Source organism: Acidimicrobiales bacterium (assembly GCA_035533595.1).
In the GTDB taxonomy this organism is placed as follows: domain Bacteria; phylum Actinomycetota; class Acidimicrobiia; order Acidimicrobiales; family Bog-793; genus DATLTN01.
Window position 1 is genome coordinate 1 of sequence record DATLTN010000002.1, and the last position, 22559, is coordinate 22559.

The window sequence follows — 22559 nt, forward strand, 5'->3', positions numbered from 1 at the left end:
CTCCGGTGCAGGTGAGCAACGTGCCGGTGGTCGCCGGGTTGCCGTTGTAGAAGGCGACCGAGCCGCCGTCAGGCGTCGGGGAGACGTGGGCGACGAACTGGCCCGACTGGCCGGTGTTGAGCGGCGTCGGGTTGGTCGTGATCGAGGTGGTGGTGGACGAGACCCCGGTGCTCACCACGATGTTCGCCGGGCCGGAGGTGGAGGTCGAGAAATTGCTGTCACCGCTGTACTTCGCGTAGATCGGGTAGGTCCCGGCCGTCGGGAATGAGGTGGTGCAGGTCGATTGCGACCCCGAGTTGACGGTGCCGTCGCCGGTTCCGGTGCAGCTGATCGGCGTTCCCGTCGTCGCCGGGTCGCCGTTGTAGAAGGTGACAGTGCTCCCGCTGTTAGTGGCGGTCGTGTCGACGGGACCCGTGATCGTGGCCACGATCTGCCCGCTCTGATTGGTGTTGAGGGGTGTCGGGTTGGTCGTGATCGCCGTCGTCGTCGATGCGGCGCTCACCGTCACGGTGTAGGTCTGGCTCGGGTTCACCGTGGTGGAAGGCGAGTAGGTCCCGTCGCCGTTGTACTTCGCGTAGATCGTGTAGGTGCCGGCCGCGGGGAAGCTGGCGTTGCAGGTCGAGGTGGAGGTGACCGCGCCGCTCACGATCCCGTCGGTCGCCCCCGTGCAGCTGAGCTGGGTCCCGCCGGACGCGGGATCGCCGTTGTAGAAGGTGACGGTGCTCGTCGGATTGGAGAGCGTCGTCGGGTCGACGGGGCCGCTGCCGCCCGAGGGCGTGACCACGGTCGCGGTGAAGGTCTCGGCCTGGTTCACCGAGCGGGTCGCGTTCGTCCCGGTGACGCTCGTCCCGGTGGAGGAGGCGCCGGCGACGACGGCGTCGTCGGTGGCCGTGGCCGACGCGGCGTCAGCCGAGGAGGCCGTGGCCGGCTGGGCGATGACCCCGCTCGCGCTGGAGATCGTCACCGGCACGGTGATCTTCGGCAGCGTCGTACCGGGCTCGATGGGGCTTCCCGCCGAGGCCGGATAGGTGCACTGCACGAGCCCCCCCGAAGGCGCCCCGCAGGACCAGCCGCTGCCCGACGGGGTGCTCGGGGTGACGTGGCTCGAGTTGAAGTCCATCGACACCGTGACCGGGCTCGTCTCGGCGACGCTCGTCGAGGGCAGCGCCGGGGTGACGACGTAGTTCGCGCTCCCGCTCGCGGGGAACTGGCCGCCGAGACTGTCCGTGTTGGTGATGGCGAGGGAGGGCACCTGGCCGTTCGCCGTCGTCGAGGCGAAGACGCCCACCTCGTGGACTTCGACGCTCGCCCCGGTCGAGGCGGTCCAGCCGAGCACGAGCTGCTTGGGGATCCCGGCGGTCGAGCCGATGGTCTGCAGCCACGAGGGGTTCGCCGACTCGAGGTAGCTGTCGCTCGGGAGGGCGCCCGTGAGGTACACGGGCTGGCCGGTGATCGTCGAGGAGCCGCCAATGATCGAGAGGGGGACCACCTTCACCCCCCAGCCGACCGAGGGGACCGACGAGGTCCAGCCCGAAGGGGTGAGGGTCGAAGAGGTGTTGGTGTTGATGACGAGCTCGACGCTGACCGGTGTCGCGGGCCGCGAGCTGGCGCTCGGCGCGTCGAGGGTGTCGCCGAGGGGGAGGTTGGACAGGCCGCCAGAGGGGGTGGTGAAGCTCTGCTGGGTCGATGAGAGGACGCAGTAGCCGTCGTCCCACTCGCCGTCGGTGCTGTCGAAGCCACCGGGGCCCTTCACCGTCACCGAGCCGGGCTCCTTGTTGTTGGTCCCCTTGTCAGCCAGGTGGCAGGTGCTGTTGGTTCCGGTCCCCTCGAAGGTCTTCTTCTCGTAGTTACCGAAGACGTCGAGCCCGAGTCCGAGGTAGCCGTTCGGCACGCCCTGGCTGTCGGTTCCCTGGTCGTAGGAGTAGCCGAGCGAGCCTCCGGCGGGGCCGGTGATCGAGGGCGCGACGGGGTTCGAGGGGTCGACCGCGAGGAGGCTGAAGCCGATACCGTCACCGCCTGTGCCGTTCCACTGGTAGGTGTTGAACTTGATGTCCAGTCCCTGGGTGGTCGGGAAGCTGGCACCGTAGAGGGTCGAACCGACCTCGCCGCACATCGCGGTGTTGCCGCCGGTGCAGAGCGAGGAGTTGTAGTTCGCGGTCGAGTTGTCGGTGAGGCGCAGCGTCCCCGAGCCGCTCGCGTCGGGTGTGGCGAGGGCGCAGCCCGGGATCGGCGCGCCCGCTGTCGTGGCACCGGCGGTGAGACAGCCGCCCGGCGTGACGCCCGTCCCGGTGTTCGGACCCTCCGAGCTCGGGGGGATGTACCAGTTTCCGGGCTGGTCGGCGTTCGCGAAGAGCGACTGGTTGAGCGAGGAAAGGCCGACCGGGGCGCTCACCGAGCCGCTCGAGCTGCCGAAGCTCGAGTTCCCCGTGTAGTCGGCGTAGACGACGTGGGTGTTCGGCGCCGACCACGTCGTCTGGCAGGTCGCCTGACTGGCGCCGCTCACGTTGGTGAGGCTCACTGCGCTGCACACGACGTCGGAGACGTTGCCGTCGACGTTGTCGTAGAAGGTCACGCTGCCCGCACCGCTCACCTGCGGGGTGATGGTGTCGGTGATCGTCGCCGGGACGCCGACGAGGGGTGCGGTCGGCGAAACGCTCACCGCGCTCGCGGTGGCGGTCGCGGCGACGGTCACGGACTGCCCGCCATTGCTCGAGGCGCTGTAGAGGCCGTCGGCGGGGACGAAATCGGCGTAGATCGTGTGCGCGCCGGTGGTGAGGGCGCTGGTGGTGCAGATCGCCTCGGTGGCGCTGGTGCTTCCTGTCCCCGGGCCGAAGACGAGGTTCTCGCCGCTCGAGGAGCAGAGGGCGTCGGTGGCGTTGCCGTCGACGTCCTCGTAGAAGACGACGGTGCCGTCAGCGTTGTTGGCACCGTCGACGACCGGCCCGTTGGCGTTGGAGGTGTCGACCACGGTGGCGACGAGCGTCGTCGACTGCCCGTTGGCCGGGGCGACAGGACTGAGGGCGAGGGTCGTCGCCGTTGCGCAGGCGCTCGAGGTGGTGCAGGTGCTCGCGCTCGCGACGCCGGCGGTCACCGCGACCAGGCCAGCGCTCCCGGCGAGGGTCGCGAGGAGGGCGATCGCGAGCCCGAGGAGGGGCCGTGTTCTGGAAGTCGGGGCCGAGCTCAACCCATGCCCTGCCGTGCAGTCGCCACCGTGATCGGCACTCCGCTCCCCAAATTGTCGTGATTCGGCAGTTGGAGGGCTCGGTTTCGCCTTTGCTCCCCGACGGACCATGGATGGCGACCAGGTCGTCCGTCGGATCTACGCTGCCCACGACCCGTTTGGAGACGGGCCAGTACCTGTGCTTTCCGGAGAGGCGCTCTCCCCGGCTGTTCACATTGTTGCTGGTGTGCAAAGGGTACTTTTCACAGGGATCAGCCGCAATGGCGCCGGCGTTACTTGGCCAGATCTTGACCTGCTCTTGATATTCGGCGGCGGGCCTCGCTCAGCGCCGCGCCGCCGCTCGGGTCAGTAGCCGAGCTCTTCGATCATGTCGCGCCGCCGCTGCCAGTCGCGCTCGACGCGCACGTGCAGGTCGAGGTAGGCACCCGGCGGCAGCTGCGCGCGGGCGGCCACACCGGCCGCCTTCAGGACGGCGCCGTTGCGACCGATGACGATCGACTTCTGGGACTCGCGCTCGACGAGCACCTCGCAGCGGATGTAGGGCCACTCCCACTCGGTGACGCGGCAGGCGATCGAGTGCGGCAGCTCCTCCTTCGCGACGCGCAGCAGCTGCTCACGGACGAGCTCGGCCACGAAGAAGGCCTCCGGGATGTCGTGCACCATCCCCGAGGGGTAGTAGCGCGGCCCCGGTGGGAGCGCCTCGACGAGGTGCGCGACGAAGGCGTCGACGCCCCGTCCGGTGCGCGCCGAGACCGGGAAGTACTCGGCCTCGTCGAGCTCGAGCGAGGTCGCCGCCACCTCGAGCTGGCGGAGGACGACGGCAGGGTTGGTGGCGTCGATCTTGTTCACCACCACCGTGACGCGCCCCGAGAGGGTGTCGGCGACGAAACGGTCACCGCGGCCGACGGCCGCCGTGGCGTCGACCACGAGCACGCTGTGGTCGACGGAGTCGATGCTCGCCTCCGCCCGCTCGTTCAGCCGTTCCCCGAGCACCGAGCGGGGCTTGTGGATGCCGGGCGTGTCCACGAAGACGATCTGGTGGTCGGGGTTGTCGAGGACGCCGCGGATCGCGGTGCGGGTGGTGTTGGGCGAGCGGGAGGTGATCGAGACCTTGGTGCCGAGGATGCGGTTCAACAGCGTGGACTTCCCGACGTTCGGTCGGCCGACCAGCGCGACGAAGCCCGACCGGAAGCCGGGGTGCCTACCGAGCCCGTCGTCTGCTCGCGGGGCCTCGGGAGGAGCGCCGCCGCTCATCCTTGGTCCTCGGCCGCTTCGGGGAGGGCCTCGATGCGCACGAGGCGGATACGGCGCCCGACCACCCGCTCCGCGGTGAAGCGCCAGCGACCGACCTCGGTCGCGGCACCCTCGGGCGGCAGGTGGCCGAAGCGGTGGAGGAGCAGGCCGGCGACGGTGTCCCAGTCCTCGTCGGGGAGCTCCTCGTGGAGCAGGTCGCCGACCTCGTCGATGCCGAGCTTCCCGGCGACCACAAAGCCTCCGCCCTCGAGGCGGCGCACGAGCGGCTCGCTGGCGTCGAGCTCGTCGCCGATCTCCCCGACGAGCTCCTCGACGAGGTCCTCCAGGGTGACGATCCCCGCCGTCCCCCCGTACTCGTCGACCACGACCGCCAGCTGGAACTGCTCGGACTGCATCTGCCGGAGAAGGGGCGCGACCCGCTTGGTCTCGGGCACGTAGTGCGCCTGACGCATCATCTCGCGGACCGGCCGCGCGGCGCTCCCGTGGCGCAGCGCCTCCACGAGGTCGAGCGCGTGCACCACGCCGACGACGTCGTCGACGGACTGCTCGAAGACGGGGAGGCGGCTCTTGTTTTCGCGCAGCGCGCGGTCGATCGCCTCCGCGACGGAGAGCTCGGCGGCGACCGCGACGACGTCGGTGCGCGGCGCCATCACCTCGCGCACGATCGTGTCCCCGAAGTCGATGATCGAGGAGAGCAGCACCCGCTCCTCGTGCTCGATGACGTCAGCCTCGACGGCGACGTCGGCGAAGGCGAGCAGCTCGGACTCGGTGACCTCGGGCTGCGGCTCGCCCCCGTCACCACGGAACAGCACCCGCAGGATCACGTGCGCGAAGCCGATGAGGAGCAAGGACACGGCGCGGATCGGGGGGAAGTGGATGAGGCGGTAGACGACCGGGGCGACGGTGAGCGCGGCGCGGTCGACCTCGCGCACCGCCCACTGCTTGGGGACGGCCTCGAAGAAGACGAAGATCACCACCACCTCGAAGGCGGTGGCGATGACGATGCCGAGCGCGCCGAAGAGGCGGTCCGAGACGACCCCGACGAGCGTGGCCGCGACCAGCTGGCAGACGAGGACGAGGAGGAGGACCGGCGCGAGGAAGCTCTCCGGCTCCTCGACGAGGCGGGCGAGGCTCTGCGCGCCGCGCGCCTTCTGCTCGACGAGCGAGCGCGCCCGTGCCTTGCTCATCCGCACGAGGCCGGTCTCGGCGAGCGCCAGCAGCCCCGAGAAGGTGAGGAGGACGGCGACCGCGGCGAGCATCCCGATGTCGGTGCCCCGCAGCATCACGGCGAGGATCACGTCGGCCCCCCCGCCCGGAAGTGGAGGGCGAGCAGCTCCTGCTCGCGGGCCTCCATCACCTCGGCCTCGGCGTCGGCCTCGTGGTCCATCCCGCACAGGTGCAACACGCCGTGGACGACGAGGAGCGCGAGCTCCGCCTCGTAGGTGCCGGCGTGCTCGGGGGCGTTCGCCGCCGCGACCGCCGGGCAGATGACGATGTCGCCGAGGAGCAGCGGGACCCCACCGGGCGAGCCGGGCGCGAGCGGCTCGCCCTCGATCGGGAAGGAGAGCACGTCGGTGGCCCCGGGGTGGCCGAGGTAGCCCTCGTTCAACTCGGCGATCCTCTCCTCGTCGACGAAGTGCACCGACAGCTCGACGTCGCCCGAGAGCCCGACCTCACCGAGCGCCGCGCTCGCGAGCGCCGCCCAGCGCTCGACCTCGACGGGGTGCTCCTCCTGGTCGTCAACGACGAGGACCTCGATCGGCACCTCAGCCGGCAGGGCGGTCGGTGGCGGCGCGCACCGGCACCGGGCGACGGCCGCCGTGGGTCGGGGCGGGGTCGGGGGTGACGGCCTCGTAGGCGGTGACGATGTCGCGCACGATCCGGTTGCGCACCACGTCGGACTCGCCGAGGTGCACGAACTCGAGGTCGGGGACGTGGCCGAGGATCGCCTCGAGGCCGACGAGGCCCGAGCGCCCCCCCTGCACGTCGATCTGGGTGACGTCACCGGTGACCACCGCCTTGGTGCCGAAGCCGATGCGCGTGAGGAACATCTTCGTCTGCTCGGGGGTGGTGTTCTGCGCCTCGTCGAGGATGACGAAGCTCGAGTTGAGCGTCCGGCCGCGCATGAAGGCGAGCGGCGCGACCTCGATCGTGTTGCGCTCGAGGAGGCGCTGGGTTCCCTCGGGCTCGAGGATGTCGTAGAGGGCGTCGTACAGCGGGCGCAGGTAGGGGTCGACCTTGGCCATCAGGTCGCCGGGGAGGAAGCCGAGGCGCTCGCCGGCCTCGACCGCGGGGCGGGCGAGGATGATCCGGCTCACCTGCTTGGCCTGCAGCGCCTGCACCGCGAGCGCCACCGCGAGGTACGACTTCCCGGTGCCCGCCGGCCCGATCCCGAAGGTGATCGTGTTGCGGGCGACGGCGTCGACGTAGCGGCGCTGACCAGCGGTCTTCGGGCGCACGGGCTGGCCGCGCGCGCCGCGCACGATCTCGCCCACCACCTCCGACGGGCGGACGTCCTGGCGGACCATCTCGATCGTGCGGCCGACGTGCGCGGCGTCGAGCCACTGCCCCTTCTCGAGCTGCGCGACGAGCTCGTCGAAGACCTTGCCGACGCGCGTCGCGTCCGGCCCGTCGATGGTGATCTCGTTGCCGCGCACACGGATGGTGGTCTCGTCGAACTCCGCCTCCACGAGGCGGAGGAGCTCATCGCGCTCACCGAGCAGGCCGACCATCAGGTCGTTGCCCGGGACCAGGATCTTGAGCGGGGTCGACGGCACGGTTACGGCGTGAGGCTACCAGCGGCGGGGAGCCGCCCGGCGCTGTGCGGTCTCAGCCCGGCGGCCAGGCGAGTTGGCGGCCGCCCAGCAGGTGCAGGTGGAGGTGGTCGACGGTGTTCCCGGCGTCCTCGCCGACGTTGAAGACGAGGCGGTAGCCCCCCTCCCCCACTCCCTGCTCGGCGGCGACGCGCGCGGCGAGGGCGAAGAGGCTCCCGAGGAGCGGGCCGTCGGCGGCAGTGAGCGCCGCCGCGTCGGCGACGTGGGCGCGGGGGACGATCAGGAGGTGGAGCGGTGCGACGGGCGCGAGGTCGTGGAAGGCAACCGCCTCGTCGTTCTCCGCTGCGACCTCGGCTGGCACCTCACCGGCGACGATGCGGCAGAAGACGCAGCCGTCGGCGGGGCTCACCGTGCGAGCTGTCGGACCGGCTCCGGGTAGAGGTGCTCGAGCGAACCGGGCGCGATCCGCGCGTGCTCGATGAACTTGTCGAGGTCGTCCTCCATCAGGCGGATGACCCGGCCGAACTTGTAGGCGGGCAGGCCACCCTCGTCGATGAAGCGGTACAGGGTGCGGAGGTTCACGCCGAGATACTCCGACGCCTCCTTGGTGCTCAGCCAACGCATTGTCGTCACCACGAACACTCACAGTAGCAGAATCGCTGACCTTCCATGCTTCTCATGCCATCGGCGTCCCGAATAACCACTCAACGTAGTGAATCGTCGCGCCCCGTTGCGCGAAATGCCACGTCACTCCGCCACGGGGGGCGGCGCGCTGCCCACGAACAGTGGTCATCCGCCGACCACGAGGCGCAGCGCGACCTCGTTCGCGAGCAGCCGGCCGCGGGCGCTCAGCACGAGCCGCTCACCCTGCGCGACGAGCAGGCCCCCGAGGCCCTCGGCGTCGGGGAGGGCGGCGCGGGGGACCCCCTCGCGGGTGCGCAGCCGGAGCTGCAGCGACTCGAGCGCCGCCTCCTCGGCACTGAGGCGCTCCTCGGCGACGACGACCGGCTCGCCGGCGCCGACGCGCGCCAGGTAGCGGTCGAGGGAGGCGACGTTGCGGAAGCGGCGCCCGCCCACGTGGCTGTGCGCCGCGCAGCCGAAGCCGAGGTAGTCGGCCTGGGCCCAGCAGGCGCGGTTGTGCCGGCACTCGTGGCCGGGGCGGGCGAAGTTGGAGATCTCGTACCACTCGAGGCCGGCGCGCCGGAGGCGCTCGTCGGCGTAGAGGTAGCGGTCGGCCTGCGCGTCGTCGTCGGGGTGGCGCGCCCGGTCGGCGGCGAGCGGGGTCCCCGGCTCGACCGTCAGCGCGTAGGCGCTCACGTGCGGCGGGCTGGGCTCGAGGGCGAGCACCTGTTCCAGGCTCTCGGCCCAGTCGCGGTCCTCCTCCCCGGCGCCTCCGTAGATGAGGTCGACGTTGAAGTTGGAAAAGCCCGCCTCCCCCACCGCGGCCACCGCCCGGCGGGCCTCGGCGGGGTCGTGCGCGCGCCCGAGGCCCGCGAGGACGTGCGGCGCGAGGGACTGCACGCCGAGCGAGATGCGGTTCACCCCCGCGGCGCGCAGCGCGCCGAGCAGCGCGAGGTCGGTGCTCTCGGGGTTGCACTCGACGGTCACCTCCGCCACGCCGTCGGTCCCGAGCGCGTCGAGCAGCCGGCAGAGGGGGGCGGCGCCGAGCAGTGAAGGGGTGCCGCCGCCGATGAAGACCGTCTCCAGCCCCTCGAGGTGACCGGCGCGGCGCGCCCGCGTGATCTCGGTGACGACGGCCTCGACGTAGGCCTCGGCGAGGGACTCCCGCCCCTCCCAGGTCACGAAGGCGCAGTAGTCGCAGCGACGCACGCAGAACGGCACGTGCACGTAGGCGCCGAGGCCGAAGGGCGGTCCGACGTCAGGGGGCGTAGAGCAGGCCCAGCGACTCGAGGGTGCGCACCGTCTCGTCGACCCCCATGCCGAAGGTCGCCCCGATGACGCGCAGGTCGTCGCTCCTGATCGTCAGCACCTGGCCGTTGAAGTCCTGGCGCTCGACCTGGATCGTCGTCACGAAGCGCTGCAGCGCGGCGGCGAGATCGCCGCTCGCCTCCTTCACGGCGCCGAGGTCGATGCTCACCCGGCCGCCACCGGAGGTGTCACGCGTCGTCCCGAGACCCGCGCCGTCGCTCACCGCCTCGGGGAGGAGTTGTTCTACGGGGACGTCGTAGAGGCGCGCGAGGCGCTGCAGGCGGGGCACCGAGATCGCCCGCTCGCCCCGCTCGTAGGCACCGAGGACCGAGGCCTTGAACTCCTGGCCGGAGGCGGCGGCCACCGCCTGCAGGGACAGCCGCTTCTGGCGTCTGACCGCCCGCAGTCGTGCCCCGACCACCGTCGCATAGGTGCCGGATAGCTCGTCGGTGTCGGTCGTGGTGTCCCTCATTCGTGCGGTGCAGCGGACAGCTGGCCGAAAAACTACCTCACCGCACCCGGGGCCGGACCACTTCCCCGCCGATTGGGGCGACGAGGCCGGCACGCGCCGCGGCGAGGAGCGTGCCGGAGACGATCGCCGCGGTCTCGGCGCGCAGCACCGTCTCGCCGAGACCGACGGTCGCCAGGCCGCAGCCGAGCTCGGCGGCCGACCACCCGCCCTCCGGGCCGACGAGCACCGTGTCGCAGCCCTCGAGGCCTCCGGCGGCGGCGGGCTCGGCGAGACGCGCCGCGCTGCCGAGGGCCGCGACGAGCTCGTCGAAGGGCTGCGGGTCGGCGACCTCGGGGAGGTGCAGGCGGCGGCTCTGCGCGCCCGCCTCGCGGGCGACCTTGCGCAGCCGCTCACCGCGGCGGGGGCGCTCGGCGCCGTCCAGGCGGACGACGGTGCGCTCGGAGAGCAGCGGGAGGATCGCGTCCACGCCGAGCTCGGTGAGCTTCTGCACCGTCCAGTCGGCGCGGTCGCCCTTTTGCAGCGCGAAGGCGACCGTGAGGCGCGGCGAGGGCGCCGGCTGTGCGGCCCGCTCGCCAGCGGCGCGCAGCACCACCTCGGCGCGCCGCCCCGACGCGAGGCGCGCCACGCTGCAGAGGCGGTAGCCGCCGCGGCCGTCGGCGGCGACGACGCGCTCGCCGTCGCGCAGGCGCAGCACGTCGGCGAGGTGGTGCTCGTCGGCGGGCGAGAGCGCGGGCTCGTCGAGGTCGTCGGTGTAGACGAGCGCCGCCGCCTCGCGCAGCGCCGGGATCAACCGAGGCTCGACCGCAACCGCGAGAAGAGCCCCTCCTCGGGGGCGGCGACGGGCTCCTCGCGGAGCTGCGCGAACTCGCGCAGCAGCTGCTCCTGCTCTTTGCTGAGCGCGCCCGGGGTGTCGACCAGCAGGCGGACGTGCAGGTCGCCCCGCCCGCGGCCGCGCACGTGCGGGACGCCGTGACCGCGCAGGCGGAGGATCCGCCCCGACTCGGTCCCCGCCGGGACCGTGACGTGCTCGGTGCCGTCGAGCGTCTCGACGTCGAGCTCGACGCCGAGCGCCGCCTGGGTCATCGCGAGGTGCACCGTCGTCACGAGGTCGCTCCCCGAGCGCTCGAAGCGCTCGTGCGGCCGGACGCGGATGCGCACGAAGAGGTCGCCGGCGGCACCACCACGCGGCGCCGGCGCGCCGCCGCCGGCGACCTGCAGGGTGACGCCGTCGTCGACGCCGGGCGGCACCTCGACCTCGAGCGAGCGGTCGTCGAGGTGGCGCCCCTCGCCGCGGCAGTCTGGGCAGGGCGTCTCGACGACCTGGCCGAAGCCCCGGCAGCGCGGGCAGGTCGTGGTCGTCACGACCTGGCCGAGTATCGACTGTCGGACGCGGCGGACCTGACCGAGGCCGGCGCACTCGAGGCAGGTGATCGGGCTCGTCCCCGCCGCCGCGCCGCTCCCCGCGCAGGTCGCGCAGGTGACCACACCGCGGAAGCTCACCGGCCGGGTCACCCCGAACACCGCCTCCTCGAAGGAGAGCTCGACCGCCACCTCGAGGTCCTCCCCGGTCGGGGCGGCGCCCCGCCGTTGCTGGGAGAAGCCGGAGCCGCCGAAGAAGGCCTCGAAGAGGTCGCCGAGGCCGCCACCGCCGAAGACGTCACCGGCGCCGGCGCCGCGGGCGCCCTCTGGGCCGAACATGTCGTAGCGGCGTCGGCGCTCGGGGTCGCGCAGCGTCTCGTAGGCGAACGTCACCTCCTTGAAGCGCGCCTCAGAGGCGGGGTCGCCGCCGTTCGCGTCGGGGTGGAGCTCGCGCGCGAGCTGGCGGTAGGCGCGCTTCAGCTCCTCCTCAGAGGCGTTGCGGGCGACGCCGAGCAGCTCGTAGTAGTCGGTCGCCATCTCAGCCGCTCGTGAGCTGGCGGGAGAGGCGCTCCCCGACGACCGCCACGGCGGCGAGCGCCTGCGAGTAGTTCATGCGCGTCGGGCCGAGGACCCCGATCGTGCCCACCACCTCGTCGCCGACCTCGTAGGGGGCGACGACGAGCGAGCACTCGGCGAGGGACTCCATCCCGTTCTCGGTGCCGATCGATACGGACTGGCCGTGCGAGACGGCCTCGGAGAGCAGCGAGACGACGACGAAGGACTGCTCGAGGATCGCGAGGACCTCGCGCACGGTGTCGACGGCGCCGAACTGCTCGGCCATGCGCGCCGTCCCGCCGACGTACACCTCGGCACCCTGTGCCGCCGGCGCCGCCTCGGTGAGCAGCGTGAAGCAGCCGGCCACGAGCTCGTCGACGGCCTGCTGCCCGCAACCGCCGCTCGGGCGCAGCGAGCCGAACCGCTGGCCGGTGAGCGCCTCGCGCAGGCAGTTGTTGGCGAGGTCGACCTCGTCGTCGGCGAGGCCCGCCGCGAGCTCGAGCATGTGCTTCTCGACGGCCCCGTTCGAGAGCACGACGAGCAGCAGCGCGGCGCGCTCGCCGAGGCGGGTGAGGAGCGCGCTGCGCACCGTGAGCACCTCGTGCGACGGCGCGACGACGACCGCCGCCGAGTCGGTGAGCGTCGACAGCAGCCGCGAGGTATCGCGCAGCATCTGCTCGAGCTCGTGGTGGGCGCGGGCGAAGAAGGCCTGGACCTGCTCCTCGCGGCGCGCGTCGAGGGGGCCTGTCGGGGAGAGCTGGTCGACGAAGAAGCGGTAGCCCTTGTCGGTCGGGATCCGCCCGGCGCTCGTGTGCGGGTGGGTGAGGTAGCCGTCGCGCTCGAGCGCCGCCATGTCGGCGCGCACCGTCGCCGGGGAGACGTCGATCGCCGCGTCCCGCACGAGGTGGGCCGAGCCGACGGGCTGGCCCGTCTCGATGTGCTCGGCCACGACCTTGCGAAGAATCGTGGACTTCCTCGCATCGAGCATCGGCTGGCCTCCGGGAGCGGTCCGCTCCGTCAGATGTCCGCCCTCCACCGCAGCGGTCGTTGGCACTTCATAGTACCGAGTGCTGATGCGACGCCGGGGCGGCGACGCGGGCGCGGGCGATCGCCGCCACCGCGGAGGGGCCGACCGACCAGCGCAGGCTGTGCGCGACGACGTTCGCCGCGACGGTGCTGGCCGGGGTGAGCAGGCCGCGCAGCGGCGAGAAACGCAGCTGGCGACGCGCCTCGGGGGGGAGGAGCGCGACGGCGGCGGCGAGCAGCACCCGGTAGCCGGCCGCCTCGCCGACCGTCGCGGCGCGTGGGTGGAGGAGGAAGCGGACGGTCTCCTCGGCCTCCGCAGCGAAGGCGAGCTCGGGCGCGACGGCGCGGAAGTAGTCGCGCACCGCGGCGACGTCGCGCGGCACCCGCTCGGCGCCGAGGCGCTCACCGATCACGGCCACCTCGGCGAGGTAGCGGTCCTTCTCGGCGCGCACGAGCGGGCGCGGCGAGTGGCGCTGGTAGGAGCGGAGGAAGGCCCACACCTCGGTGCTGTGCACGAAGGTGAGCAGCGCCGGGTCGCCCGCCGAGTAACGGCGGCCGTCCGGGGCGGTGCCGCGCACCCGCTCGTGCACCGCCCGCACCTCGCCCACGAGGCGCTCCGCGAAGGGCGTCGCACCGAAAGTCGTGCCGGCGATGAAGCGCGCCGTGCGCTGCAGGCGCCCGTAGGGGTCCTCCCGGAAACGCGAGTGGGCGGCCACGCCGGCCATCGCGAGCGGGTGCAGCGTCTGGTGGAGGAGCGCGGAGAGGCCGCCGATGAGCATCGCCGGGAGATCCGCGTGCACCCGCCAGGCGATCGAGTCGGGGCCGAACAGGCCGGCGTCGCCGGCCGGCTCGCGGTACTCGTCGAGCTCGCCCGGCGAGGCACCGAGGGCGCGGCGCACCGCGGCCGAGAGGTGGCGGCGCAGCGGCGCGGTGATCGGGTCGGCGAGGGCCGCGAGGGCCTCGGCGACGGGGTCGCTCACTCTTCGAGGCGCAGCGCCGAGACGAAGGCCTCCTGGGGGATCTCGACGCGCCCGATCGACTTCATGCGCTTCTTCCCTTCCTTCTGCTTCTCGAGCAGCTTGCGCTTGCGCGTGATGTCGCCGCCGTAGCACTTGGCGAGGACGTCCTTGCGCTTGGCCTTCACCGTCTCGCGGGCGATGATCCGCCCCGAGATCGCCGCCTGGATCGGCACGTCGAAGAGCTGGCGGGGGATGAGCTCGCGCAGCTTGTGGGCCATCTTCCGGCCGTACTCCTCGGCGCGCTGGCGGTGGACGATCGCCGAGAAGGCGTCGACCGCGACCTGGTTGAGGAGGATGTCGACGCGCACGAGGTTGGCCTGCTCGAGGCCGGCGGGCTCGTAGTCGAGGCTCGCGTAGCCCCGCGAGCGACCCTTCAGCTGGTCGAAGAAGTCGACGACCATCTCCGAGAGGGGGAGGAGGTAGACGATCTCCACCCGCTTCGCGGAGAGGTACTGGAAGCGCTCCTGGCGCCCCCGGCGCGCCTGGCAGAGCTCGAGGACCGTGCCCGTGTACTCGACGGGCGTGACGATCGTCACCCGCAGCATCGGCTCCTCGACGAAGTCGATGTACTGCGGGGCGGGCATCGCCGAGGGGTTGTCGATCACCAGCACCTCGCCGTTGGTGAGGTGGGCGACGTAGCCGACCGAGGGGGCGGTCGCGATGAGGGAGAGGTCGAACTCCCGCTCGAGGCGCTCGCGCACGATGTCCATGTGCAACAGGCCGAGGAAGCCGCAGCGAAAGCCGAAGCCGAGCGCCGTCGAGGTCTCCGGCTGGTAGGTGATGCTCGCGTCGTTGAGCTGCAGCTTCTCGAGCGACTCGCGCAGCTCGCGGAACTCGTCGCCGTCGACGGGGTACAGGCCGCAGAAGACCATCGGCTTGGGGTGCAGGTAGCCCGGGAGGGGCTCGGTCGCCGGGCGCGCCGCGTCGGTCACGGTCTCGCCGACGCGCGCCTCGCCGACGTTCTTCACCCCCGCGACGAGATAGCCGACCTCGCCTGCCGCGAGCGCCTCGACGGGGAGCTCGGCGGGGGTGCGCACGCCGACCTCCTCGACGTCGTGCACCGCCCCCGCCTGGGCGAAGCGCACCCGTGAGCCCGCCCGCAACGTCCCGTCGACGACGCGGATCGCGCTCACGACGCCGCGGTACTGGTCGTAGTAGGAGTCGAAGATGAGGGCGCGCAGCGGCGCCTCGGCGTCGGCCTGCGGTGGCGGGATGCGCTCGATGACCGCGTCGAGCAGCTCGCCGACCCCCTCGCCGGTCTTCGCCGAGATGCGCAGGATCTGCTTGGCGTCCAGGCCGAGGACCGCCTCGATCTCGGCCGCGTAGCGCTCCGGGTCGGCGGCCGGCAGGTCGATCTTGTTCAGCGCGGCGACGATCTCGAGATCGTGCTCGAGGGCGAGGTAGCAGTTCGCGAGGGTCTGCGCCTCGATCCCCTGCGAGGCGTCGACGAGGAGGACCACCCCCTCGCAGGCGGCGAGGCTACGGCTCACCTCGTAGCCGAAGTCGACGTGGCCCGGGGTGTCGATGAGGTGAAGGATGTGCTCTCGCCAGGCGACGCGGACGTTCTGCGCCTTGATCGTGATCCCCCGCTCGCGCTCGATGTCCATCGAGTCGAGGTACTGCTCGCGCATCTCGCGGGGATCGACGGCGCCGGTGAGCTCGAGGATGCGGTCCGAGAGTGTGGACTTCCCGTGGTCGATGTGGCTGATGATCGAGAAGTTTCGGATCTTTGCCGGGTCGACCACGGGACCATCGTGCCATCCCCGGAACCACCGCCCCGCCGGCGGGAGAGGGCGCGGACCACGACTGCTAACCTGCCCCGGCCGGAAGCGAAGAGGGATCGATGGCGAATATCAAGAGTCAGATCAAGCGGAACCGTCAGAACGAGGTGCGGCGCGAGCGGAACAAGGCCGTGCGCTCCGAGCTGCGCACCCGCACCAAGAACGCGCTCGGCGCCATCGAGGCGGCCGCCGAGGACGTCGGCGAGCTCGTGCAGGCGGCGGCCAAGCGGATCGACAAGGCGGCCACCAAGGGCGTCATCCACCCGAACCAGGCGGCGCGTCGCAAGTCCCGCCTGATGCGCCACGCCAACGCCGCGAAGGCGGCTGCCGCCGAGAGCTAGGGCGCAGGCGGGGCGAGCGGGAGCTTCGTCGCCGTCGCGTCGCCGGTGAGCGCGGCGAGCATCGCCGCATCCCCACCCTCCATCCCGAAGGCCCACGCACCCACGCCGAGCAGGTGGAACTCCGCCGCCAGCGCGCTCTTCGCGGCGAGCGAGAGCGGGTCGTCGTAGAAGGTCTCGTGGTTCACCGCGCCCTCCTTGAACGACGCGTACGGCGTGGCCGCGACGGGGTCCCAGCCGGCGGGACGGCCGACGCCGAGCACCGCGTGGTAGGTGACCGCGACCGGGCTCGCCGCCGCCAGTCGTGCCTTGCTGCCGAGGGTGCGGGTGGTGAAGTCGTAGCCGTAGAAGGGGAGGCCGAGGATCAGCTCCCTCGCGGGCACGATGTGGGTGTACTGGATGAGGCTCTGGGCCTCGGAGTAGCCGAGGCTGTTCGTCGCGAGCGGGGCAGTCGCCGCCGCGAGGTGTGCGGCCTGCATGTCGTAACCCTCGACGAACAGCGAGTCGACGAGCGGAGCGAGGCGCCGTACGTCGAAGAAGTCGCGGTTGCCGGCCGACCCGGCGTAGGTGTCGAGCATCAGCTCGCCGCCCGGGTCCGCGGCGCGCAGCGCCCGTGTGAGCGCCCTCGCGAAGGCGACGTAGCCCTCCCGGTCGCCGGCCCGGCTCCCCTCGACGTCGAGGTTCACCCCGTCGAGGCCGTGCGCGCGCACGATCGCCTCGAGCGCGGGGGCGACCTTCGCGGCGGTCGCCGCCGGATCGGCGGTGAGGCCGGCGATCACCTTGTCGTCGGCGCTGGCGAGGGTGAGAAGGACGCGCGTGCCCGCGGCGTGGGCCGCCTGCACGAAGGCGTCAAAGGCAGGGGAGGCGAGCGCCGCGGCGGCGTTGCCCCACTCCGGTCCTGACTGGTCGAGGGAGCCCGACGCGGTCACCGAGACGCCGTAGAAGCAGAGCACCGTCGCGTCGGCGTCGTCGGCGGGGGTGAGCTCGGGGAGGGTCCAGTAGGGGACGAAGCCCACCACCTGGTGGCTGGCGAGCGGCCGCACGAAGAGCGTGCCGGGGATCGGCGGCTCGGGCGCGCCCGGCCGGGTGGGCAGCGTCGCCGCAACGAGCGCGAGCGCCCGCTGGGCGTCGCGGCGCTCCGCGGCGAGGAGGCGCCGCTCCCGCTGGGCGGCGATCTCGGCCGGCGTGAGGGGCGCCTTGGAGTGGAAGAAGCCGCCCGCCGCGAGCGCGAGCGCGCCGCCACCGGCGAGGAGGACGGCCACGAGGAGGAGCGCGATCACCCGACGTCTCCGCACCGCCCGGCACCCTATCGAAGCGCCGTCCGCCCGGGGGCCCGGTCGCTATGCTGCCGCCACGGCGAGGCGAGGAGGCCCGGGTGCACGCAGAGGTGGATTTCGACCGCTGCAAGAGCAATGCAGTGTGCATGGAGGTCCTGCCGGAGGTCTTCGAGGTGCGCGATGACGGCTACCTCTACGTCTTGAACGAAGAGCCCGGCGAGGAGCTGCGGGCCGGCCTCGAGGAGGCCGTCCGCCGCTGCCCGACCGAAGCCATCAGCATCACCGAGGGGTGACCGCAGCCCCGACGGGGCCGCGGGTCCGCTTCGCGCCCTCCCCGACCGGCTACTTCCACGTCGGCGGCGCGAGGACCGCCCTGTACAACTGGCTCTTCGCCCGCCAGCACGGGGGCACCTTCGTGCTGCGCATCGAGGACACCGACCGCGAGCGGAGCGACCCCGCCTGGACCGACGGGATCCTGAACGCGCTGCAGTGGCTCGGCCTCAGCTGGGACGAGGGCCCCCACCGTCAGTCCGAGCGGCGCGAGGGCTACGAGGCCGCGATCGCGCGGCTGCTCGCCGGTGGCCATCTCTATTACTGCGAGTGCTCCTCGGAGGAGGTGCAGGCGCGCACCCGGAACAAACCCGTGCCCGGCTACGACGGACACTGCCGCGAGCGCGGCCTTGTCGCCGGGCCCGGCAGGGCGTTGCGCTTCCGGGTCCCCGAGAGCGGCACCACCGTGGTGCACGACCTCGTGCGCGGCGAGGTCGAGTTCGCCAACGCGACGATCGAGGACTTCATCATCGTGAAGTCGAACGGCGACCCGCTGTTCGTGCTCGCGTCGGTCGTCGACGACATGGCGATGGCCATCACGCACGTGATCCGCGGCGAGGAGCACCTTCCGACGACGCCGAAGGCACTGCTCCTCTACGAGGCGCTCGGCGCCCCGCACCTCCCCGCCTTCGCCCACCTCCCGGTGCTCGTGAACGAGCGGCGCCAGAAGCTCTCCAAGCGCCGCGACCGGGTCGCCGTCGAGGACTACCGGGAGATGGGCTACCTCCCCGAGGCGATGGTGAACTACCTCGCGCTCGTCGGCTGGGGGCCGGGGGACGAGCGAGAGCTGTTCAGCCTGGAGGAGCTCGTCGGCGCCTTCCGCCTCGAGGACGTGAGCAAGTCGCCGGCCTTCTTCGATGAGAAGCGTCTCCTGCACTTCAACGGCCTCTACCTGCGCGCCCTCGGCCTCGAGCGCTTCGTCGAGCTCGCCCTCCCCTTCACCGAGGGCGAGCGGGCGCGCTGGACGCCCGCGGCCTTCGACCCCGCGGTGTTCCGCACGGTCGCGCCCCTCGTGCAGGCGCGCATCGGCGTCCTCGCCGAGGTCCCCGAGTACGTCGAGTTCCTCTTCGCCGAGCCGTTCACCCCCGACCCTGAGGCCGTCGCCAAGGCGATCGCCGGCGACGAGGGAGCGGGCCAGATCCTCGGCCTCGCGCGGGAGGGCCTCGCCACCGCGGAGTGGAACGCGCCCGCGATCCGCGAGGTGATCGAAGGAATCGGCGAGTCCCTCGGGCGCAAGCTCGCCCGCACCCAGGCACCCGTGCGGGTGGCGACGATGGGGCGCACCGTCGGCCTCCCGCTCTTCGAGTCCCTCGAGGTCCTCGGGCGCGAGCGCACCCTCGAGCGCCTCGCGCGCGCCCGCACCTGATGTTCTTCTTCCTGAAGCCCATCAAATGGGCCTTCAAGCTCGTCTCGCTCCTCGTCTTCGCCGCCGTCGTCTTCGTCGTCGTCTCCGCCGTCGGCGTCGTGCACGCCGAGTCCGAAGGCACGCCGCCGGCGGGAGCCAAGGCGATCGTCGTGACGGGGAGTTCGGTCGTCGGGACCGCGCCGGGCCCCGACCTCCTCGGCCGCCTGCAGGCCGCGCTCACCCTCGCGCGCGCCCACACCGCCCCCCTGCTCGTCGTCGCCGGCCCCGGTCCGAGCGGGGCGAGCCCCGGCGTGCCGAGTGTCGCCGGCGACTGGCTGCGGGCCGAAGGCGTGAACGGCGGGCCGTCGAGCCTCGCCGAGGTCGCCACCTCGAACGCCAACGAGTTCTCCGCGGTCGCCCAGCTGCTCGGCAAGGGGCAGCCGATCGTCATCGTCACCGACGCGGTGGACGCGCGGTGGGCCCTCAACGCCGCTGCGGCGGCCGGACTGCACGCCAGCGCCTCGATCGTGCCGGGGACGAAGAAGCTCTTCCTCACCGAGCTCGGCCCGCTCGCCCGCGAGGCGAGCGGCGTCGCCGCCGGCCACCTCATCGGCCCCGAGCACGCCGTCTGGGCCGCCAACTGACACCGGACCGCCGCGGACGGTGCTGTTAGGATCGCCGGACACCCATTCGGGGGTGGTGTAATCGGCAACACGACAGGTTCTGGCCCTGTTATTGGGGGTTCGAGTCCTCCCCCCCGAGCGAGTACGCCCCCCTGTGTCCGGGGGGGCGTGAATTCGCAGTACCGTGCTGGCGCTTCGGCGCCCGCCGGCGTTCCGGGGCCCCATCGTCTAGAGGCCTAGGACACCACCCTCTCAAGGTGGAGACACGGGTTCGAATCCCGTTGGGGCTGCCAACCTCGCAGCCCGCGTCCCGGATCAGCCCGCTCGCAGCGCACGGCGCGACGCGCCCTCAGTGCGCGGCGCGCGGCACCTCGGCGCCGGCCTCGGCCACCACCCCCGCCTCGAGCAGCTCGGCGAACTCGGTCGGGGAGTAGCCGAGGGAGGCGAGCACCTCGGCGGAGTGCTCACCGAGGCGCGGGCTCGGGAGGCGCATCGGCAGCGCCTGTTCGCTGAAGTACATCGGGTTGCCGAGCTGGCGGACGGCCCCCGCGCTCGGGTGTTCCGTCTCCTTGAAAAAGCCGCGCGCCGCGAGCTGCGGGTCGGCCGCGACCTCGTCGTAGTGCTGCAGCGCGCTGCAGGGCACCCCCGCCGCGGAGAGCGTGGCGAGCACCTCGGCGCGCGGCAGCGGGGCCGTCACCTCCTCGATCGCCGCCACGAGGGCGGGGCGGTTCTTGAAGCGCGCCGCGTTGTTCGCGAAGCGCTCATCGTCGATCAGCCCCTCGAGGCCGAGGGCCTTGCAGAGCCGCTCGAAGAGCCCCTGGTTCGGCGCGCCCGCGGTGAGGTAACCGTCGGCGGCGCGAAACGCCTGGTAGGGAGCGCCGCTCTGGTGGGCCGAACCGAGCGCGTGCGGCACCTCGCCGGTGCTGAAGTACCGCGCCGCCTCCCAGACGGTGAGAGAGACGCCCGACTCGAAGAGGCTCACGTCGACGAGCTGGCCTTCGCCGCTCGCATCGCGCGCCCGCAGCGCGGCGAGCGTGGCGAGGGCGCCGTAGAGGGCGCAGGCGAGGTCGCACACGGGGATCCCCGCCTTGGCGGGGTCGCCCCCCTCGGGGCCGGTGATCGACATGATCCCGCTCATCGCCTGCGCCATGATGTCGAGCCCACCGTCGTCTGCGTAGGGGCCGCTGCGCCCCCAGCCCGAGACCGCCGTGTACACGAGGCGCGGGTTGCGGACCGAGAGCACCGACCAGCCGAGGCCGAGGCGGTCCATGTTTCCCGGGCGGAGGTTCTCGACGACGACGTCGGCACGGTCGACGAGGCGGAGGAAGGCCTCCTTGCCCGCCTGCTGGCGCAGGTCGAGGGCGATCGAGCGCTTGTTGCGGCCGACGCGCAGGAACACCCCCGCCTCTCCGTTCACGAAGGGGGCGTGGCCGCGCATCGAGTCGCCGGCCCCCGGCGCCTCGATCTTGATCACGTCGGCGCCGAGGTCGGCAAGCTGGGTGCAGCAGAACGGGCCGGCGATGTGGCTCCCGACCTCGAGGACGAGGACCCCGGAGAGAGGGAGTCCCGTAGGGCCCCCGCCGTTTGCTTGCGCCACGATCGGCCTCCTTCTCACGCCGCCGCCGGAAGGGGGCGGCCCGCCGAATCTAAGCCCCGCCCGCCGGGCGCGCCCTCGCCCCTGCCATGGGGCGCGCCCCTCGTAGTGTGACGGGCGGGCTGGCCAGGGAGGAGCGGCGTGGACCCGACGGATGCGGAGACAGCTGCGCCAGGCGCCGTCGGCGGGGCCACGGCGCCTGGCGGCGGGCCCGGCGGGCGCGCGCTGGCCCCGGTACCGCTCCGCGCGCGGCGGAGCTCCGCGGAGCCGCGGGCGTTGCTCTCCCGGCTCACGCCCTTTGCCGGCTACCTCGCCGTGCAGGCGCTCGCGGTCGCCGGGCTCGTCACCCCGCGCTACCCCGACAGCGCCACCTACCTGCAGCTGAGCTTCACCGGGAACTCGAAGATGCTCCCGACGATCCCCCTCCTCTACAACGTCTTCGGGAGCGACGCGCAGCGCGTCGCCTTTCAGGTCGTGCTCGCCGCCTTTGCCTGGTGGACCGTCGCCCGCATCGCCGCCACCGCCGTCGAGGACCGGCGCGTCGCGCTGGCGCTCCGCCTCGTGCTCCTCGCGCTCGGGGTCGTCGGCCCGATCGTGCTGTGGAACTCGGTGATCCTCTCGGAGTCGATCGCCCTCTCGCTCACCGTGCTGCTGGTGGCCTACTGGTTCCGCTACTCCCTCGCCCCGAGCTGGCGCCTCGCGCTCCCCGCACTCGTCGTCACGACGGCGTGGATCTTCGCCCGCCAGGCGCACGTCATCCTCGGCCTGCTCGTCACCGCGGTCGCCCTCGGCGTCGCGCTCCGCCGGCGCAGGCTCCTCGCCTTCGGGATCGCCGGCGCTCTCTGCCTGGGGTGCGTGCTCGGCCTCGCGATCGTCGGCCGCGACCCCACCCAGAACGTCTCGGTGGGCAACGTCTCGGACACCATCCAGGACCGGATCCTCCCCAATCCGGGCTGGACCTCGTGGTTCGTGGCCCACGGCATGCCCTACGACGCGACGGTCGCGGCGGCGGCCGGCGGCCCCTACGGGACCGCGCTGCAGAACGACCCGATCTTCTTCAGCTGGCTGACGACGAGCGGCACGAGCACCTATCTCCGCTTCGCCTTCACCCACCCCGGCTACCTGCTGTGGGACCCCCTCCCCGCCTTCACCGGGGAGCTCTCCTCCCTGCACTACGCGCCGACGACGCCGTACCCGACGACCCAGCCCGAGCCGACGGTGTCGATGCTCTCGCCGAACGCCAACTGGGGGCGCCACCGTCAGGTCCTCCCGACCGTCGTCGAGGAGCTCGTCTTCCAGCAGGGCCAGGCGGGCGACGTCCTCACCCTCGCCGGGCTCACGGCCGCCGCGGTGGCGCTCGCCCGGCGCCGGCACGGGGCGGACCGCAGGAGGTGGCTGCCCGGCACCGTCGCGCTCTCGGCGATACCGCAGGGCTACTTCGTCTGGCTGGGAGGGGGCGAGGGGGAGCTCGACCGGCTCTCGATGGTCCTCGCCGTCTCGGTACGGGTCGGGCTCTGGATGACGCTCGCCTTCGCCGTCGACGGCCTGCTCACCGGGCGCGCCGGGCGGCCTACCGCGGCGCCCGCGGTCACGGGCGAGGGGGGCGGGGGCGCGCCCGCCGGAGATGTCGCGCCGGGCGGGGTTCACTAGCCTGTCCTCGCCGCAGGATCGCAGCCGGCCGGAGAGCCGTTCGGCAGTCACG

At 72.5% G+C, this 22559-nt stretch carries 21 protein-coding genes and 2 tRNA genes; 7 read left to right on the forward strand and 16 right to left on the reverse strand.

Translation table 11 applies throughout. From position 1 onward, the window contains the following. From VNF07_00070 to lepA, 14 genes are all read right to left on the reverse strand, one after another. Positions 1–3184, reverse strand: a 3184-nt coding sequence (locus VNF07_00070) for an Ig-like domain repeat protein (GenBank protein ID HVB04636.1), incomplete at its 3' end; no start/stop codon positions are given. 342 nt (positions 3185–3526) lie between these two features. Then, positions 3527–4435 carry a GTPase Era gene (era, locus tag VNF07_00075; protein ID HVB04637.1) on the reverse strand — a complete coding sequence of 303 codons (909 nt, stop codon included), beginning with the start codon at positions 4433–4435 and terminating at the stop codon, positions 3527–3529. Next, positions 4432–5733 (reverse strand): hemolysin family protein, encoded by a 1302-nt coding sequence (locus VNF07_00080; GenBank protein ID HVB04638.1) that lies wholly within the window; start codon positions 5731–5733, stop codon positions 4432–4434. Before VNF07_00080 ends, era begins: the two co-directional genes overlap by 4 nt. Then, positions 5730–6200, reverse strand: coding sequence for an rRNA maturation RNase YbeY (gene ybeY / locus VNF07_00085; protein HVB04639.1), 471 nt, complete (start codon positions 6198–6200; stop codon positions 5730–5732). Before ybeY ends, VNF07_00080 begins: the two co-directional genes overlap by 4 nt. Before the next feature lies 1 nt (position 6201). Next, positions 6202–7212, reverse strand: coding sequence for a PhoH family protein (locus tag VNF07_00090; GenBank protein ID HVB04640.1), 1011 nt, complete (start codon positions 7210–7212; stop codon positions 6202–6204). 52 nt (positions 7213–7264) lie between these two features. Next, positions 7265–7618, reverse strand: a complete 354-nt coding sequence (locus VNF07_00095) for a histidine triad nucleotide-binding protein (GenBank protein ID HVB04641.1) — start codon at positions 7616–7618, stop codon at positions 7265–7267. Further along, the gene (locus VNF07_00100; GenBank protein ID HVB04642.1) at positions 7615–7845 is read right to left on the reverse strand and encodes a helix-turn-helix domain-containing protein; all 231 of its coding nucleotides are present in this window, start codon (positions 7843–7845) and stop codon (positions 7615–7617) included. Before VNF07_00100 ends, VNF07_00095 begins: the two co-directional genes overlap by 4 nt. 153 nt (positions 7846–7998) lie before the next feature. Next, a complete protein-coding gene (gene hemW, locus VNF07_00105; protein HVB04643.1) occupies positions 7999–9051 on the reverse strand; it encodes a radical SAM family heme chaperone HemW in 1053 nt (350 codons plus the stop codon). 37 nt (positions 9052–9088) lie between these two features. Next, a complete protein-coding gene (locus VNF07_00110; GenBank protein HVB04644.1) occupies positions 9089–9610 on the reverse strand; it encodes a transcriptional regulator in 522 nt (173 codons plus the stop codon). Between the two features lie 37 nt (positions 9611–9647). Next, positions 9648–10400 carry an RsmE family RNA methyltransferase gene (locus tag VNF07_00115; GenBank protein ID HVB04645.1) on the reverse strand — a complete coding sequence of 251 codons (753 nt, stop codon included), beginning with the start codon at positions 10398–10400 and terminating at the stop codon, positions 9648–9650. Next, entirely contained in the window at positions 10397–11506 is a 1110-nt protein-coding gene (dnaJ, locus tag VNF07_00120; GenBank protein ID HVB04646.1) for a molecular chaperone DnaJ, read from the reverse strand. Before dnaJ ends, VNF07_00115 begins: the two co-directional genes overlap by 4 nt. Before the next feature lies 1 nt (position 11507). Then, the gene (gene hrcA / locus VNF07_00125) at positions 11508–12512 is read right to left on the reverse strand and encodes a heat-inducible transcriptional repressor HrcA (GenBank protein ID HVB04647.1); all 1005 of its coding nucleotides are present in this window, start codon (positions 12510–12512) and stop codon (positions 11508–11510) included. Positions 12513–12579: 67 nt separating this feature from the next. Further along, positions 12580–13530, reverse strand: coding sequence for an oxygenase MpaB family protein (locus tag VNF07_00130; GenBank protein HVB04648.1), 951 nt, complete (start codon positions 13528–13530; stop codon positions 12580–12582). Next, positions 13527–15314 (reverse strand): translation elongation factor 4, encoded by a 1788-nt coding sequence (lepA, locus tag VNF07_00135; protein HVB04649.1) that lies wholly within the window; start codon positions 15312–15314, stop codon positions 13527–13529. The genes VNF07_00130 and lepA overlap by 4 nt, the downstream gene beginning before the upstream one ends. Before the next feature lie 98 nt (positions 15315–15412). On the opposite strand from lepA, the gene rpsT reads away from it, so the two are divergent. Beyond that, entirely contained in the window at positions 15413–15691 is a 279-nt protein-coding gene (gene rpsT / locus VNF07_00140) for a 30S ribosomal protein S20 (GenBank protein HVB04650.1), read from the forward strand. On the opposite strand, the gene VNF07_00145 is transcribed toward rpsT, so the two are convergent. Continuing rightward, positions 15688–16968 (reverse strand): glycosyl hydrolase family 18 protein, encoded by a 1281-nt coding sequence (locus tag VNF07_00145; GenBank protein HVB04651.1) that lies wholly within the window; start codon positions 16966–16968, stop codon positions 15688–15690. The genes rpsT and VNF07_00145 overlap by 4 nt on opposite strands. Positions 16969–17063: 95 nt before the next feature. Here VNF07_00145 and VNF07_00150 point away from each other — a divergent pair, with 95 nt between their 5' ends. The 5 genes from VNF07_00150 (at position 17064) to VNF07_00170 (ending at position 19556) form a co-directional block, all read left to right on the forward strand. Then, on the forward strand, positions 17064–17258 hold the full coding sequence (locus VNF07_00150) for a ferredoxin (GenBank protein HVB04652.1): 195 nt from the start codon (positions 17064–17066) through the stop codon (positions 17256–17258). Then, positions 17255–18661 carry a glutamate--tRNA ligase gene (gene gltX / locus VNF07_00155; protein ID HVB04653.1) on the forward strand — a complete coding sequence of 469 codons (1407 nt, stop codon included), beginning with the start codon at positions 17255–17257 and terminating at the stop codon, positions 18659–18661. Before VNF07_00150 ends, gltX begins: the two co-directional genes overlap by 4 nt. Further along, complete coding sequence (locus VNF07_00160) at positions 18661–19284, forward strand: YdcF family protein (protein HVB04654.1); 624 nt, start codon at positions 18661–18663, stop codon at positions 19282–19284. The genes gltX and VNF07_00160 overlap by 1 nt, the downstream gene beginning before the upstream one ends. A 46-nt stretch (positions 19285–19330) precedes the next feature. Then, positions 19331–19402: transfer RNA gene (locus VNF07_00165), tRNA-Gln, on the forward strand. Positions 19403–19480: 78 nt separating this feature from the next. After that, a tRNA-Glu gene (locus tag VNF07_00170) sits at positions 19481–19556 on the forward strand. Positions 19557–19612: 56 nt separating this feature from the next. On the opposite strand, the gene VNF07_00175 is transcribed toward VNF07_00170, so the two are convergent. Then, on the reverse strand, positions 19613–20860 hold the full coding sequence (locus tag VNF07_00175; GenBank protein HVB04655.1) for a CaiB/BaiF CoA-transferase family protein: 1248 nt from the start codon (positions 20858–20860) through the stop codon (positions 19613–19615). A 273-nt stretch (positions 20861–21133) separates the two neighbouring features. On the opposite strand from VNF07_00175, the gene VNF07_00180 reads away from it, so the two are divergent. Next, positions 21134–22507, forward strand: coding sequence for a hypothetical protein (locus VNF07_00180; protein HVB04656.1), 1374 nt, complete (start codon positions 21134–21136; stop codon positions 22505–22507). Positions 22508–22559 lie beyond the last annotated feature (52 nt).

Bases quoted from the DNA above. Each gene is read 5' to 3' on its own strand.
- VNF07_00160 (HVB04654.1), top strand. From the start codon at position 18,661: ATGTTCTTCTTCCTGAAGCCCATCAAATGGGCCTTCAAGCTCGTCTCG.
- rpsT (HVB04650.1), top strand. From the start codon at position 15,413: ATGGCGAATATCAAGAGTCAGATCAAGCGGAACCGTCAGAACGAGGTG.
- era (HVB04637.1), bottom strand. From the start codon at position 4,435: ATGAGCGGCGGCGCTCCTCCCGAGGCCCCGCGAGCAGACGACGGGCTC.
- hrcA (HVB04647.1), bottom strand. From the start codon at position 12,512: ATGCTCGATGCGAGGAAGTCCACGATTCTTCGCAAGGTCGTGGCCGAG.
- dnaJ (HVB04646.1), bottom strand. From the start codon at position 11,506: ATGGCGACCGACTACTACGAGCTGCTCGGCGTCGCCCGCAACGCCTCT.
- VNF07_00110 (HVB04644.1), bottom strand. From the start codon at position 9,610: ATGAGGGACACCACGACCGACACCGACGAGCTATCCGGCACCTATGCG.